Origin of the sequence: Collinsella aerofaciens, assembly GCF_032584215.1 — a bacterium.
In the GTDB taxonomy this organism is placed as follows: Bacteria; Actinomycetota; Coriobacteriia; order Coriobacteriales; family Coriobacteriaceae; genus Collinsella.
On record NZ_JAWHPN010000004.1, the window covers coordinates 33,087 to 49,638 of the forward strand.

General features: G+C 60.5%; 8 protein-coding genes and 1 tRNA gene. All 9 read right to left on the reverse strand.

Going from position 1 to position 16,552, the window contains the following annotated elements; all coding sequences use genetic code 11:
* Positions 1 to 494: 494 nt before the first annotated feature.
* Positions 495 to 6,770: a Spy0128 family protein gene (locus tag RX395_RS01810; RefSeq protein ID WP_316365033.1), complete on the reverse strand. Its 6,276-nt coding sequence runs from the start codon at positions 6,768 to 6,770 to the stop codon at positions 495 to 497.
* A 467-nt stretch (positions 6,771 to 7,237) separates the two neighbouring features.
* On the reverse strand, positions 7,238 to 7,579 hold the full coding sequence (locus RX395_RS01815) for a 4Fe-4S dicluster domain-containing protein (protein WP_138113720.1): 342 nt from the start codon (positions 7,577 to 7,579) through the stop codon (positions 7,238 to 7,240).
* Between the two features lie 7 nt (positions 7,580 to 7,586).
* A complete protein-coding gene (locus RX395_RS01820) occupies positions 7,587 to 8,675 on the reverse strand; it encodes a hydrogenase large subunit (protein WP_316365036.1) in 1,089 nt (362 codons plus the stop codon).
* Between the two features lie 5 nt (positions 8,676 to 8,680).
* Entirely contained in the window at positions 8,681 to 9,400 is a 720-nt protein-coding gene (locus RX395_RS01825) for an NADH-quinone oxidoreductase subunit C (RefSeq protein ID WP_316365038.1), read from the reverse strand.
* The gene (locus tag RX395_RS01830; RefSeq protein WP_316365040.1) at positions 9,400 to 10,017 is read right to left on the reverse strand and encodes an NADH-quinone oxidoreductase subunit B family protein; all 618 of its coding nucleotides are present in this window, start codon (positions 10,015 to 10,017) and stop codon (positions 9,400 to 9,402) included. Before RX395_RS01830 ends, RX395_RS01825 begins: the two co-directional genes overlap by 1 nt.
* 12 nt (positions 10,018 to 10,029) lie before the next feature.
* Entirely contained in the window at positions 10,030 to 12,912 is a 2,883-nt protein-coding gene (locus tag RX395_RS01835; protein ID WP_316365041.1) for a proton-conducting transporter transmembrane domain-containing protein, read from the reverse strand.
* A 287-nt stretch (positions 12,913 to 13,199) separates the two neighbouring features.
* Complete coding sequence (locus tag RX395_RS01840; protein WP_089573462.1) at positions 13,200 to 13,595, reverse strand: helix-turn-helix domain-containing protein; 396 nt, start codon at positions 13,593 to 13,595, stop codon at positions 13,200 to 13,202.
* 449 nt (positions 13,596 to 14,044) lie between these two features.
* Positions 14,045 to 16,075 carry a bilirubin reductase, long form gene (gene bilR, locus RX395_RS01845; RefSeq protein WP_233540044.1) on the reverse strand — a complete coding sequence of 677 codons (2,031 nt, stop codon included), beginning with the start codon at positions 16,073 to 16,075 and terminating at the stop codon, positions 14,045 to 14,047.
* Between the two features lie 284 nt (positions 16,076 to 16,359).
* A tRNA-Met gene (locus tag RX395_RS01850) sits at positions 16,360 to 16,436 on the reverse strand.
* Positions 16,437 to 16,552 lie beyond the last annotated feature (116 nt).

Genomic DNA, 16,552 nt, shown 5'->3' on the forward strand with positions numbered 1-16,552 from the left:
GCGCGCTTCCAAAACCGCAGGTAGAACGCTTGCGATATTTAGAAAAATGCAGTCATGGTCGGGAATGTCGAGTTCATCGTAGTAAACCGGCATAGTTTTGTTCGGGCGGCCCTGCACGAGCGCCTCCGCAAGCCTCGCGAGACCAAAATGATCCGTTTTCCTCCGTTCCCAAGGGATCAGCTGGAACCGCTCGCCACGAAACCTGCCCATCTACTACGTTTGACTCGGTACCCCTGACCATACCTTCATTTTGAACAAAACCGCAGGCGTACTACCTGCGGTTTTGTTTTCGCGTTTTTTTAGCATGGTTGGGGGTAAGGGACTAAACGTAGTAGATGGGCCGGTTTCGTGGCGAACCCTTCTCGCCTACGCACAAAAGCGCCGCCACGGAGGAGGGAGATACCTCCGTGGCGGCTGGGGGTGGGGGTGGGGGCTATGTTCTGGCTCCCCGCCGGCCGCCCGGGGCCTTTTGGCCCCGGGCGCTGCCAGCGTGCCTAGCGCTTACGGATACCCCAGACCAGGGCTCCGACGCCGGCCATGGCAATGACGAATGCCATGAGCAATGCGGCGGCCTGCTGGTCACCCGTGGTGGGCAGGAAACCCTTGACCGTCTTGACGATGTTCGTCACGGTCTTGGGCGTGCCGGGATCGGGTGTCGGCACGGGCGTCTCGGGCTTCTTGTACGTGTTGTTGAACACGATACCCTCGACGCTCTTGTCGCCCTTGGTAAAGGCGGCGTTCGCCTTGAGGTTGCCCTCGCCGTCATCGACCACGTTGACGGTCACGGTAAAGACGGACTTGTCGTAGGTCATACCGACCTCGTCGCCCTTGACCTCGCTGATGGTGTAGGCGTGCGTACCGGGCTCGTCGTACTCAAACTTGTCAAAGTTGATCTTGCCGTCGGCATCGTTGGTAACCGTAGACTCGATGTCCTCGCCAACGAGCTTAAAGCTAAACTCGTCCTTCTTGAGCTCGCGTCCCTCGAGCACCTTGACCGCGCCGATGGAAACCTGCGTAGGCATGGCGTGATACTTGTTGGTAAAGCCAGCCGACTCGGTGGTTCCCTCGAGCTTGTGCGTCGCGGTCAGCGTGCCGTCGCCGTTGTCGGAGACGGCGGTCACGACGGTGTAGGTCGTGCCGTCATAGGTGACGCCCTTGTACAGGCCGAGCGCGTTGGGGCAAGCCTCGCGCAGCATGTACGTGTGCGTGCCGGGTGCCTCGTAGCGGATCGGGCTCAGCGTCACGGTGCCGTTAGCGTCGTTGGTGCCGTTAGCGACAACCACGTCGTCCTCGAGCAGCTCAAACGTGAACTCGCCTGCTGCAAGGTCGCGTCCGGTCAGACGCTTAACCGTCTTGACCTGATCGGTCACGGAAGAATCGGTGGGCGCCACGCCGTAGGTGTTGGTAAACGTGAAGGCCGCACCGTCATCGCCGTCGCGCTTGACGATCAGATGTCCAGCACCGTCATCAGTCACGGTGTAGGAAACCTTGCGCGTGGCGTTGGTGTCGTTGGTCACGCCAGGGGCGCTACCGGACTCGGCCACCGTGTAGGTAAAGGTGTGCGAGCGCGGGGCAGCGGGATCTGCGGGCTCGGACTCGTCGCTGGGCTCGTCGACGTTGGCATCAGCGTCGGCGTCGGCCTCTTCAGCCTCGGCCTCGTCAGCTTCGTCCGCCTCGGCCTTATCGGTCGCATCGTCCGCCACGCCCAGGGCGCGGTTGAGGTCCTCGAGCGTAAAGTGGATCTTGCCAAAGTCCACGTTGCCGGCCGCGTCGTTGGTTGCGGTCGTGCGCTCGGGCATCGGGGCACCAGCCTCGTCGGCGGTCACGGTAAAGGTGAACTTACCCGTGATGTCGGCCGGGGTCAGGCCCTCGGCTGCCTGGAGCTTCTTGGTGCCAGCGAGCACGGCATCAGCGGCATCGGTGCCGTAGACGTTCTCGAACACGGGCTCGACGCCGCCGTAGTCGACCGTTGCCGTCAGGGTACCGTCACCGTTGTCGACGACGATAACCTTAAAGCCAAAGCTCCACGTTGTAGCGGAAACGCCATTCGGCAGCCCGAATAAATCTTCGTAGGCCGTGTAGTTAATGGTCCAGGCGAGCTTACCGTCCTTATCGGTACGATAAGCAAGCCCAGCAGCCTCAAGATTAGCAAGCATCTTAGTGTCGTAGTGCAGCGTATCAAAGCTCACGTGCCCGCCGATATTGGGCTTGAGGTTTTCGTATGCCACAAGCTCACCCTGATAGGCGATGCCGAACCAGAACTCGCCGTCGGCCATCGGGCGGCCGGTCAGAGTCTTGGTGGCAACGACCTGAGCGGCGGTGCCGCCAGGCGTGTTGGTCGTAGCGCTGTAACTGTTGTGGAACGGCACCAGGGCCTTCTCGACCTTGTTCTCGCCACTCTTGTGGACCGTCTCATGCGTGCCCTCGGGACCGCCGGAAACGGTCGTCGTAGCAGTGAGCGTGCCGGCGGTGTCGTCGGCGATGGCGATCGTCACCGTACGCACGGCGTCGTCGTAGGTGTAACCGGGCTGGCCGTCGTTCTTCTCGGCCACGGTGTACGTAAAGGTCTTGCCGGCGTCAGCCTGCGTAAATATAACCTCATGACCAGCCAGAATGTCGATCAGTCCGACCGTTGCCTCTGCCGCTGCGGGGGACTTGAAGCTATTAGCCCCGGGCAGCAGACCGAGCGCGCGAGCCGAAGCGTCGTCAGCAGGTGTCACGGTAAAGGTGAACTGACCCTCGGTCATGGGGCGGCCATCCAGATACTTGCTGAGCCACAGACCGCCGGCAGCGGTGTAGTTAAGCTCAGTGCGGTACGTGTTGGTAAAGCGTCCGTTTTCCTTCTTGGTGACGTTGGCGGTCAGGCTGCCATCGCCGTTCTCGGTCACGGTCACTTCGGCGGTTGCGACATGCGCGTCATACGTCATGCCGACCGTGCTGCCCGCGTTCTCGCGAATCTCGTACTTATAGGTTCCGGCGGCAGCGTAGTGAATCTTGCCGAACTTGATGGCGGCAATGCCGTCCTTCGCGTCCTTCTTGCTCACGGTTACGGTTGCGGGATCGGGCAGTGGGGCGTCTTCGGGGGCGGTGATGGTAAAGCTGAACTCGTCCCCATCCGTCCAGTCGCGGCCGCTGATGACCTTGCTCAGGTCAAAGTCGAGCTCCGCATCGAGCGGGGCCACGCTGTAGGTGTTCTTGAAAGTCGCAGCCGTGGCGTCCTTCAGGACATGCTCGGCCTTGAGGGTGCCGTCGCCGTTGTCCGTGATGGTGGTCTCGATGGTGTACTTGGCGTCACTGTGGGTGATGCCCTTGCTGGTGGTTCCGCCCTTGATCTCGCGCAGCGTGTAGGCGTGCTTGCCGGGCTTGTCGTATGCGACCTCGCCCATCGTGATCGCGCCGTCGGCAGCGTTAGTGCCGGTAGCGACAACCTTATCGCCCTCGACGAGCTCGAAGGAGAACTCGCCTTCCTTGAGCTCACGCCCGGTCAGGACCTTGTTCGCGGTGATCTGGTCGGTGACGCTCGTCTCGACAGGCGTCACGTTATAGGTATTGGTGAACGTGAAGGCCGCATCACCGTCCGGCTTGCGGGATACGCGCAGATTCCCCTTGCCGTCATCGGTCACGGTGAAGGAAACCTCGCGCGACGGCTTAGCGTCGTTGGTCACGCCAGCGACCTCACCGGACTCGGTCACGGTGTAGGTAAAGGTGTGCTCGCGCTTCTCGGGCTTCTCACCCACAGCCTTGTTAAGGTCGTCGAGCGTAAAGGTAATCTTGCCAAAGTCGACCTTGCCGTCAACGTCGTTGTGCACGCTCGTGCTCGCAGGCATAGGTGCGCCCTCTTCACCGGTCACGGTAAAGGTGAACTTGCCGGTGATATCAGCCGGGGTCAGAGCGTCGTCAACCTGCAGATTCTTGATACCCGCAAGCGATGCCTCGGTAGCATTCGTGGTGTAGGCGTTCTTGAACTCGATGCTCTTGACGTCCTTGGCGTCCTTCAGCTCGTGCGTGGCAACCAGCTGGCCCTTGCCGTTATCGGCGATGGTCGTCACGATGGTGTAGACCGCGTCATCGTAGTCAATACCGCCGGAGTTGCCCTTAACCTCATGCAGCTTGTAGGTGTGCTGGCCGATCTCGGTGTACTTGATGGCACTGAACGTCACCTTGCCGTCGGCAGCGTTCTTAACGGTCTCGATAAGCCCAGAGTCCTCATCCTTAATCTCGCGCAGCTCAAAGCTGAACTCACCGACCGTAAGGTCGCGCCCGGTCAGAGACTTGGTCACGGCAATCTGACTGGTTACGCTGGACTCAACAGGATTCGTAGCGTAGGCGTTCTTGAACTCGGTCTCACCCGAGGTCGCCTTCACGTCAGCGCTCAGTTCGCCCTTCTTATTGGGCTTCACCGTCACGGTGATCTCCGCGACGTTACCGCTGTAGGCGATGCCGTCAATCGTGGTCCCGGCGTGCTTTTCACTGACCTTGTAGACGTACGTGCCAGGTTCGGTGTATTCGACCGTGCCGAAGTCGATGACAGCCTTGCCCTTGTCGTCCAGGTCAGCCTTGCGCACGATCGCAGTCGTAGTCGCAGGCATCGGGGCGCCGTTCTCGGACGTCAGGCCAAACTCAAACGCGTCAGTATCCCTCCAGTCGCGGCCCTCGAGCACCTTGGTTAGACCAAAGCTGGCTTTGGTGTTCACCATTGCCGGCGTCATGTCATACGCAAAGCTGATCTTGCCGTTGTTGCCCAGGTAGGAATTGACATGCGTCGCGGCCGCCTTGGCGGACATGTTGTTCCACTTGGGGTTGAGAACGTCGGTCGCGGTGCCAGTGTTGTTGTCGCCCACACTCTCCTTGGTGGTGTGGAGCTCGTCGATAAAGGCTAGGCGCGCGGTTCCCACGCTAAACGAAAGGTTGCCGCCCTCGTCGGCAACAATAGCGCCGTCAAACTTCGCAGCGTCGCCGCCGATAAACTCGATGACGGTGGTGGCGGGCTTGGCCTCGCCGTTCTCGCCCTGCTCCTCAAACTCATCCTTGTAGTAATAGGTGCCGGTATCTGCCAGTGAATTCTTTGCGGGCTGTGTGCAGTCCTTGTCCGTGTAAATGGGAGTCTGCTTCTGGAAGTAGTAGTAGCGGTTGGTGTCGGCCGGCTCAAAGGTCGCAACCGTATCACCCAACGCACCACCGCTCCACTTGTTCGCGTAGAAGCTCACGGTCTTGGTGCCGTCAACGACAGTCGTATTATGCTCGATGTAGTCCTTGAGCCCCGTGACCTTCTCGGGCGTAAACAGGTTGTCAAGTGCGGCACTCTTCACGCTCGAGGCATACTTCACCTGAATGGGCTTAACGTTGTCGACCGAAAGCTTGCCGTCTACGGTCTTAAAGTGGCTCAGCGGAATCAACGACGCAGGAATGTTAACCGTTACGATATCGCCCTTCTGGGGATTGTCAGCGCCAGCACGCTGCACGGTGATGAGCAGGTCTTTTGCCTTGCCGGTGAACTCGTATGTGTCGGTATTGGTTTCTTTGTTGAACGTCTTGCTCGCCTCGGTAAACGGCGTGCCGTTGATGACGACTTCGGTAAATCCGTCGACCTGCATAAAGTCGCCCAGCTCGTCGGTAAACGTAATGTAGCCGGACTTGGTCTCGTCGTAGCCCTTATGGATTTCGGTCGGATAAGGCGCCTCCGATGTGATGGCCTGTGAGATGTCGTCGAAGACCTTCTTGAGCTCTTCGGCGTTGGTCGCCGACTTGTAGTAGTCGGAGTTTTCCGCGCGTGTGCCAAGCTTGTCGCTCGCATACGACGTGGCATCGGGATAATTACTCGACACGGCGTGCATAAACTTGTTGACGTCGCTTGTCCCCTCTTTCGAGGGATCGTCAGCGGGGTCCGCTCCACTAAAGATGCCGATGGTATAAACGGTGGCTTTACCATCCTTCATCTTCTTGGCAGCCGTCACGGCACCCTTGGCGACGTCAGAATCAAACTCGCTGAAGCTCGTTGGCTTGCCGTCGGTAAAGAACACAACGATCTTCTTGGCATCTGCGCGGCCAGAAGTGATATCCCCGGCCAGTTCCAGACCATAGTCGGCACGCGTGGCACCGCTTGGTTTGATTCCAGCAACTGTATCCTCAAGAACTTTCACGTTGCCGCCAGAGCAATCGGTCAAACCCTTCATCACCTGCGAGTTGTTGTACCAAAATTGCCCTTTCTTGTACTGGTCATTGCCGACCTTATTGGTCTTATCACCCGCAAACTTAACAATGGCAACCCTGTGCTGCCTATCGACACCCTCGATACCCTCGTTTTGCTTGGCAATGGTATTGATAAAGCTGTTCGCAGCGCTCTTCAGTGCATCGATACGCTTGGTGGAATCTCCGCCACCCATAGGATCATCCATCGAGCCAGAGGCATCCAGCACCATCACGATGTCAAGCGGCGTGGTGACCGTCACGGTTGAATTAGACGTCGAGGACATCGCCGAAAGCGTGGTCAAAAAGTCCGACTCTTCGTTTTCCTCGGTTGCCTTGACCGTCTTGTCGGTCCAGATTCGACCGACGTTTTGGGTCGTTACCTTATTGCCACCGTGGCCTGCCGCCCAGATTTCCCAGCGACCGCTGGTGTCGGAGTCGGCGACCTTTCCGGTCATTATCGGTCCGTCCATTCCTGTGCTGGACCTGGCGTTGGCCTCGGGCAGCATGGCGAATGCTGCGGCTGGCAACACCAGCACTACGGCCAGTATCACCGCCAAGAGACCCCTCGTGTACTTACCCATCGTGTCTCCCTTCTCGCGGTCTCAGACCTTGCATCAGCCTAAAGTTACGGAATGAGACACAATTAGGGCAGGTGACACATGTTCCAGATTCGGTTTTGAGCGTGAGACAAATGTCTCACCAAAGTTGAGACACGGCGTTTTCGCAGGAAAACGGGTGCGACTCGGAGCCATCAGGCAAAAATGACCCACTTTCCTCCGTCCTTGGGGGATCAGGAGCTGTTACGGGTATGGTGCCATTTCAAAACTATGCCGGATTACGGGGCAAAAGTTGGGGCCCTCATCCATACCCTCATTTTTTGAAAAACGGCAGGCTATCTACCTGCGGTTTTGTTTTTGCGATTTTCTGTATGGTCGGAGATTCGCTATCCAGCCCCGTAATCCGGCATAGTTTTGTTCGTGGCGGCCCAACCGCGCGTTTAAGCGCGGGGCCGATGGGGCATTTTTGCCCCACCGGCCCTATTCCAGCGCTATTCCGGCTTGGTTTCTACCGTGGGAGTCTTATCCGCCGCAACTGGAGTACGGGCGGTGTCCATAGTCAGGCAGTGCTTGGGGCAGCTCTCGATGCACTCGCCACACACCACACAAGCATACGGGTCAATCGACCACGTTCCGCCCTTGCGATCGACCGCGAGCGCGCCCGCCGGGCAGCGGCGCGCGCACATGCCGCAGCAGATGCACACGTCCATGTCGTTGACGATATGCCCGCGCAAGCGCTCGGGTGCCGTCAGCTTCTCCTGCGGATAGCGCACCGTGACCGGTTGCTTGACCATAGAGCCCAAGGCCGTCTTGGCAAATGTCAGTAAACTCATGCCGCGCCTACCTTTCCGTGCAGCTAATGCAGGGGTCGATGGTCAGGATAATCATGGGCACGTTGGCAAGGAGCACGCCCTGCAGCGCATGCGTCAGACCCGCCAGGTTCTGCGACGTCGGCGTGCGCACGCGGAAGCGGTCCAGGTTCTTGGTGCCGTTACCGCGCACATAGTAATACGCCTCGCCGCGCGGCTGCTCAATCACAACCTCGCCGCGTGCGCCGTCGGCCGGCGTAAGCTTGGTGCGCCCGCCGATACCGTCGTGCGGAATCTTGCCCACAAGCTCCTTGATGATGTCCATGGCCTGCGTGACCTCGGCACAACGCACCTGGCAGCGAGCATAGCAGTCTCCATCGGTGGCAACGATGGGCTCAAACGCAACCAGGTCCGCATAGGCACCGTCGCCAAACATGCGCACGTCGTAGTCCACGCCCGAGGCGCGACCGAACGGGCCGACCATCGAAAGCTCCAGCGCATCCTTCTTGCTGATCACGCCCACGCCATGCAAGCGCTCGCCGCAGCTGTCGTCGTCCAAAAACGTATGCACCAGGGCCTCGTAGTCGGGGCGCATGGCGTCAAGCATCTGGACAATGCCGGCCAGCTCGGAGTCCTCAATGTCGTGCTTAAGGCCGCCGATCTCGTTAATCGAAAGGATCACGCGACCGCCGCAAGTGCTCTCGAAGATCTTGAGAATCTGCTCGCGCAGGGTCCACGAACGATAGAACAACGCCTCGAAACCAAAGGCGTCGGCAAGCAGGCCCAGCCACAGCAGGTGCGAGTGAATGCGCGAAAGCTCGTGCAAAATGGTGCGGATATACTGCACGCGGCCGGGCACCTCGATGTCGAGCATGCGCTCGCAGGCGCTGGCATAGCCGCAGCTGTGGCCCACGGCGCAAATGCCGCAGATGCGCTCGGCGATGTAGCCAAACTGGTGCATATCACGCTTTTCGGTGAGCTTCTCGAGTCCGCGGTGCACAAAGCCGATCTGCGGAATTGCCTCGATGACGCGGTCGTCCTCGATCACCAGATCCAGATGAAGCGGCTCGGGCAGCACCGGGTGCTGCGGGCCAAACGGAATAACGGAGCGATGTGCCATGGACCTTACGCCTCCTTTTTCTGCTTGTCGCGGGCGGCCTTGGCGGCAAGCGCCGCGCGGACCTTGGCCGCTTTCTCGGGATCCATGGCGACGAGCTTTGCCTCCATCTCGGCAGCCTTGAGCGCGGCCTTCGCAGCAGTTTCATCGTGCTGAGCATCGGAGTCGGCAGCCGCAGCGGGCTGAGCGACGGCAGCGCCCGCAGCATCGACAACGCCCGCAGTGCCCTCCCCCGCAGCGGCCATGGCAGTAGCAGCCTTCTCGGCCGCGGCTTTGCGCGCCTTGGCCTCGGCGGCGGCACGGACCTTCATGGCCTTCTCGCGCGCGGCCTTCACCTCGGGCGTGATGACGCTCATGGGCTCAGCGGTCGAGACCTGGTAGAAAAAGCCCTTAAAGTCGAGCTGCATGTCGGTGATGGCAAGTCCAAATAGGTCGTGGGCCTCATTTTCAAACGGGAACACCGCGGGGTAATACGAGCTGATGGACGGAATCTCCTGGCACTGGTCGATGCCCTCAACCACCAGGTTCTCAATCGCATAGCTGCCGTCCTGAGCGATCCGCTCCTGAGCAGCACGAACGTTGATAAACGTATAGACCAGGCGATACGATCCGTCGTCCACACAGCGCTCGGCGTGCATTTGCACAAAGCGCGCGCCGACGCCCTTGAGCGCCTGGACATGCGACAGGAGCTCGTCGATCCCGACGGTGGTATAGATTGCCTTTTGCATTACTCGGCCTCCTTTGCAGCGACGGGCGTCTCAGCAGGTGCGTCGCCAGCGGCGGGCGCGGCGGGCTTCTCGGCAGGCGCGTCACCGGCACCGTCAGCCCCGGCCCCCGCAGCCACAAACCCGTCCTCGCCCAGCTCAACGCCACCGTCCCAGGTTGCGGCACTGCCCACGGTGAGCGGGTCACCGCCAGCACGCATCACGGCCTCCTTCTGGTCCAGGATGCCGCACGCCTCCACAATGGCATCGATTACGGTCTCGGGGCGAATGGCGCACCCGGGCGCGTACACGTCCACGGGAATCGCGCGGTCCACGCCGCCGATCACGTTATAGGCATCGCGGAATACGCCGCCCGAACACGCGCAAATTCCGCACGCCACCACGCACTTGGGCTCGAGCATCTGGTTGTAGATCTGGCGCACGACGGGCAGGTTCTGCGCGTTGACCGAACCCGTCACCAAAAAGATATCCGCATGCTTGGGGTTGCCGGTATTGACCACGCCAAAGCGCTCCGCATCGAACAGCGGCGTGAGCGAGGCCAGCACCTCAATATCGCATCCGTTGCAGCTCGAGCCGTCGTAATGAATAACCCACGGCGAGCGCGACATTTTATGATCCATGGATGCCGCCTCCTAAATAAACACGTCGACGAGGATGGGCATAAGGTTGAGCAGGCCAAACACCAGCGCCACGCCCCATCCGAGCTTAAAGCAGCTGCGCCAGGTGCTGCGCGCGAAGGTGTTGTCGATCAGGACCTCGACAAAGTACGTCGCGGCCATCACGACCAGGGCGACCACCCAGCTCACCGGGTTGTCCCAAACAAAGAACATGCCCACCCACATCAAAAACAGCACGGTCTCGCACCAGTGCATAAGGGTCATCTTGGCCAGCGTGCCGCCGCTCATCTCGGTGGCGACGCCCTGGACGATCTCCTGATGCGCGTGATGCGAGTACGAAAGGTCAAACGGCGACTTGCGCAACTTGATGGTAAGCACCGCGAGCAGCGCGAGGAAAATGGGCGCGCTGTACACGATGATGGGGGCCGACTGCCCCGTCACGGCGATGGAATCGAAGCTGTCGGTGGCAAGGTACAGGCCCACGCTCATCAGCAGAACGGCAGGCTCGTAACTCATAACCTGCAGCAGCTCGCGGTCGGCGCCGACCTGGGCAAACGGGCTTTGCGTCGAGGCGGACGCCAGCACCACAAAGATCGCGGCGAGCGTCACCATAAAGGCGCACAGCAGCGTGTTGGAGCCCGACACAAAGATGCCGCCGCCCACGACGGTAAAGATGAGCGCGCACGCCATATAGGTATCGTCCATGGTATTTACGCTGGCGGGGGCCTTGCGCAGCAGCTTGGCAACGTCGTAGAAGGGCTGCAGCAGGCGCGGGCCCACGCGGCCCTGCATACGGGCGGACAGCTTGCGATCGATGCCGTCAATCAGGCCACCAACCAAAGGCGCCAGCAAAGCAAACGCCACGGTGCCAATAAAAATGCCCACGACGCCCGAGCCTTCGAAATACTTGCCGCGCAGCACCGAGGGCGCGCTCATGGCAAGCCGCTCGGGCCCAATCCACGAGCAACACAGCAGCGCAAACAAGATAATGCTGCAGCACACGACGCTACCCACGGGGCCAATACGCTTCTCGCCAAGGGCGTCCTCCGAGTACCAATTGCGCTTTTCGGCCTTCACCTCGTGTCCCATCGAGCCGCGGAAATGGCGGTAATTGTCGGTTCCCACGCCTGAAAGATATACGTTTACGTGCGGTTTGTTGCTCACGCGGAATGAAGTCAGCAGCACCACGGCGATAAACGCCACGATAACCACCATCAGATACATGGCGTCCTTGCCAATAACGTACGGCACGCGGCCAAACACCATGGCCAAGTAAGGCGACACCAGACCGCTCGAGATAACCGGGAACGCCACGCAGCACAGAATCAGCAGCGCGGCGATGGTGTTGAGCGCCATCCATTCGGTCTTATGGACATTGACCTCAACGTTTTGAGCCGTGGGGTCGACGCCCGAAAGCTTGGCAAGCCACTTGCCCCAGAAGAAGAACGTCGCGGCCGAGCCAAAGGCCAGCACCATGATCATGAGCACGTTGCCGGTCTGCGCGAACGCCACCAGGGCGCCCCACTTGGACACGAGCATGCCAAACGGCGCCACAAACATGCCCATGGTGCCAAGCATCATCAGACGCGTCAGGTGCGGCATGCGGCTGAACATACCGTCCATGTCCTCGATATTGCGGCTGCCGATATGATGCTCGGCCGTGCCCACGCACAGGAACAGCAATGACTTGGCCACCGTGTGGAACAGGATCAGGAAGATGGCCGCCCATACGGCCTCGGGCGCGCCGACACCCAAGCAGGCACTGATGAGGCCCAAGTTGGAAATGGTGGAGTACGCGAGGACGCGTTTGGCGTTGCTCTGCGAGATGGCCATGAGGGCAGCGAGCAAAAACGTGATGGCACCCACGCTCGTGACCATAAAGCCGGTCACGGGATAGATGGCATAGAGCGGGCTGAGCTTGACCATCAGGAACACGCCGGCTTTGACCATGGTTGACGAGTGCAGCAGGGCACTCGTGGGCGTGGGGGCAACCATGGCACCCAATAGCCAAGTGTGGAACGGCATCTGTGCGGCCTTGGTGAGCGCGGCAAGCGACAGCAACAGGACCGGCATCACCAGCAGCGCGGATTGCGCGGTTCCGGCGCTGGAAAGCTCGATCATGCCCGAGATGGTCAGCGGCATGCCGTTAACGTGCAGATACATAAGTCCGGCCAAAAACGCGATGCCGCCCAGCATGTTGAGGATGATTTGGGTAAAGGCGTTCTTGATGGCCTCGGGCGTACGCGTATAGCCAATCATGAGGAACGAGCACACGGTGGTGATTTCCCAGCCACAGAACAGCCACTCAAGGTTGTCGCTTGTCACGATGACGAACATGGCCGAGAGGAACAGGAACATAAGCGCCAGGAACTGCGGGCGTCGGTCGGGCGCCGCCTGCCCGCGCAGCGCTGCCTCGTGCTCGTCGTGGGCCTGGAAGTCCTTCATGTAGCTCAGGGCGTACACGCAGATAAGGCTGCCGACAATGCCGACGGCAAGCACCATGATCACACTCATGTAATCCAGGTAGAGCGGCGTGGCGGTGACAACCTCGGCCGCGGGCAGCGTCATGGCAGCGAAGGCAACCGAACCCACCAGCTGCACCACGCCGAGCACCGTGGTGAGCGTGCTCTTATATTTACGCGCGTTGTACAGGATGACGGCGCACGGGATCACGTCGATGACGGAGCTGATGATCGAGAGCACATGCGAGGTGCCGGGGGCAACCTCGAAGCTCTGCGGGCCCGTGCCAAAAAACATGACGGCGACTACAACCGTCACCGCCATAATGATGCCAGAGCCTACAAGCCCTACCGCATCGCGGGCGCGGTCACCGCGCGCGAGCAGCATGCCCAGCGCCGGTACCAGCGGAAACAGGGTAAGGAAATACAGTAGCGTCATACCATCACTCCCCCATGCAAAAACGCTGCAATTGTTTAACGTTATAGCTCAGTTGAGGAGTAGCGGCGGCGGGTTTTCGGTCAACTGGGGAGTTTTAGGCGTACGGGGTAACGAGTCTGTCCGCTTTGGAGCAGAGAGGCGACGCTCCCCCTATCGCGGCGGCGGGCGCACGGGCCACTGCGCGCGGTTTATTAACCACTTTGGAGGATGTTCCAGTAGGCTCACGACGGTCCAAAAAGTTGGCGCGGCAAGAAAAATGCGCCCCTGTGGGCGCACCATCCCGTTCGCTATTCCGCCTTTTTAACGCGCGGCTTGCGACCGCGCGGCTTATCAACCAGCGCGGACTCACCGCTCTCGCGATACTGGCGGCACCAAGCCTTGACCGAAGACTCACTGGGAATCTTGTGCTTGATCATGGCCTCGCGAACCGTTAAGCCGTTTTCCAAGCGGTCCTTGACCACGGCGAGCTTAACTTCGTACGAATAGGTGTGATGATGCGAACCGGCGTTGAGAACGGCGTCGGCACCGCCTACGGCATACGCGCGGGCCCACTGACGAGCCGTGGCCTGGGGAATGCCAAGCTCCGCGGCGAGGGCGCGATGACCGACCCCCTCTTGGAGGATCTCGACGGCGCGCTGCCTAACCTCGGGCGCATGCGTGCGAGTCCTAGTTGCTTCCGACATACCTGCCACTTCTTAGCCTTAACCGTTAATCTGCTTTCTTACGTGCAAGTTAGATAGTAGCATTTTACTGTTTGCTCAAAGCAGTTAATTAAAATAGACGCGGCGTTATCTGGGCATTTGGCACCAATTTACGACATTTCTTTATCGATTATTTACGCTGGTAGCTGACTCGCAGCCAATCGTCATTCGCCTGTCAACAAAATTGACACCTCTTTATGTCCTTTGGCATAGAGGATATAGTTATTAACCCCTCCCCCAATAATTTTGAGTAATCGGCAAGGCAGTAGACGTCCTTACTCCTCATGATTACCGCGCATTGCCATCCACCGAAGCAAAACAAAAAGGGCGGGGCCTGCTGCGCTTGCAGGCCCCGCACCGGTTGACACCCGACGGGACACAGCCGGGCGAGGCGGATCCGTGCTACCGCCCCGCCTGGCCGCGATGTTCAACTACAGCTCGTTGGCCGCGTGATACGCCGTGCGAATGGCGCTCGCAATGTCGGCGGTGCGCTCGCCCGAGCAGTCGCCCACGCAGGTCACGGGCACCGTCACGCCATCCAGGTCAAACGCGTTGGCCTTGGAGCCCACGGCCATCACCACGTAATCGCAGGCGATCTTCACCGGCTCCTCGGGGCCGTCCTCGGTGGTGTGCACGGCCTCCACGCCCTCGTCGGTAACGGCGGTCAGGCGGGTCTTAACGTGCTGTTCCACGTTGTGGGCGGCGAAGTCGCTCATGATCAGCGGCAGAATGGTCTCGGACTCGCCCGCGGCAATCTTGTCGAGCATCTCGACGATCGCCACCTCGCAGCCGTGCTGCAGCAGGTACTCGGCAGTCTCGGTGCCCACCAGGCCACCGCCAATGACGGCGACGCGCCCGCTGAGCTCCACCTTGCCGGCCAGCACGTCCCAGCTCGAGACGACCTTGTCCGAGTCGGCACCCGGAACGGGGATGACCACGTCGTGTGCGCCCACGGCCACAATCGCGGCGTCGGCGGCGTTGAGATCCTCGGCCGTAGCGGCATGGTTGAGCTCGACCTTCACGCCCAGGCCGGGCAGAATCTTCTCGTAGTACTCGACCGAGCGCATGATCTCGTCCTTGCGCGGAGGCGCGGCTGCCAGCACAATCTGGCCGCCCAAGTGATCGCTCGCCTCATAGACGGTCACGTCGTAGCCGCGCTTGGCCGCCACGCGCGCGGCCTCCAAGCCGGCAATACCGCCGCCCACCACGGCGACCTTCTTGTCGCCCTCGCCCGGCTTGATGGCGATGGTCGCCTCGTCGCCGTTCTCGGCATTGAGCACGCACGAGATGTACTTGCGGTTTTGAATCGCGTCGACGCAGCCCTTGTTGCAATTGAGGCACTCGCGAATGGGCTCACCCGTGGCGGCCTTCAGCGCAATGTCGGGGTCGCACATGAGCGAGCGGCCGTACGCGATGATATCGGCCGAACCGTCTTCCAGAATCTTCTCGCCGGCCTCGACCGAAACAACACGGCCGACAGTGGCCACCGGCACGGAGACCAGGGCCTTGACGCGCTCGGCCACGGGCAGCGTCCAGTTGTAGGGCATGGCGCCCATGGGCGGAATGGTGTCGCCCATGTTGCCGGTATGGTTGGCCTGTGCAACCTGGATCATGTCGATGCCGGCGCCCTCGAGCAGCTTGGCAAACTCGCAGGCCTCATCGGGCTGCAGGCCGCCCTTGCCGCGCGGCGTGCCGTCGGGGTTCTCCATGATCACGGGGAGCTTGTACTCCACCATCAGCTGCGGCGCGGCTTCCTTAATGGCGGCGACAACCTCGAGCGCATAGCGAACGCGGTTCTCGAACGAGCCACCGTACTCGTCGGTGCGCTGGTTGAGGATGGCCGAGCACAGCGAACCCACCAGACGGTCGCCGTGAACCTCGATGGCGTCGATGCCGGCCTGCTGCGCGCGGGCGGCCGAGGCAGCGATGGCCTCCTTGATCTGGGTGAGCTGCTCTACGCTCGCCTCGTTCACAAAGTGCTGCATGTCGTGGTGCAGCTTGGCGTAGGCCTGCTTGCGGATCTCGTTGGACTCGGCCATCTTGGCGGCAAAGGTCTCCTCGTCGCCGGCGGCCTTGGCCTCCTGCGCAGCCTTGGCGGCGGCCATGGAACCCATGACCATGCGGCCGACGCCGGGCACGTCGTACTCGGGGTGGAACAGCTGCAGCGCGACCTTGGCGCCGTGCTTGTGAACGGCGTCGGCCAGCGCCTTAAACGTGGGGATCTGGGCGTCGGTCGCTAACTTGGGCGTGGGGCTTGCGGTCATAACAGGAGCAACGTCGCCGATGACGATGTAGCTCACGCCGCCACGGGCCAGGCGCTCGTAAAAAGCCAGGCTGCGCTCGCCAATGGAACCGTCGCGCTCCTCGTAGCCGGTGGTCAGCGGCGGGAACATAATGCGGTTTTTAAGCTCAAGGGGGCCAACCGTAATGGGCTGGAGCAGTTTGGATGCGGGTGCGGTCATGGACATTCCTCTCTTGTAGGCGCGGCGGCGATGGTGCCGCGTAGTTGTCTAGAGGATATGGCATGGGAGCACAGTGGCGCAACGGAAATCGGCAGACAGCAGGTAGCGGCAGGTGGATGGGGCGGGGCGGGGCGTCGGTTTGTCTCAATCTGTAACACCTAGCCACCCAAATCGGGTCTAGATGTTACAGGTCGAGATTTTGTTTGAGAGGCCGAGAATTGGACCGAAAACACGGTCCCAGAACAAAAAAAGCTCGCCGGCTAGGCCGACGAGCTGCAAGTTCTTGGTCGCGGGGGCAGGATTTGAACCTACGACCTCCGGGTTATGAGCCCGGCGAGCTACCAGACTGCTCCACCCCGCAATGTCTGGGCGCTTCATGTGCGCAAGAAAGAATATTACGCGGGAGTTCGGTAAGCGGCAAGGAAAATCTCGTAGAGCATAATTCCTTCATATTTAAAACCCCTCAGCCCCTATCAC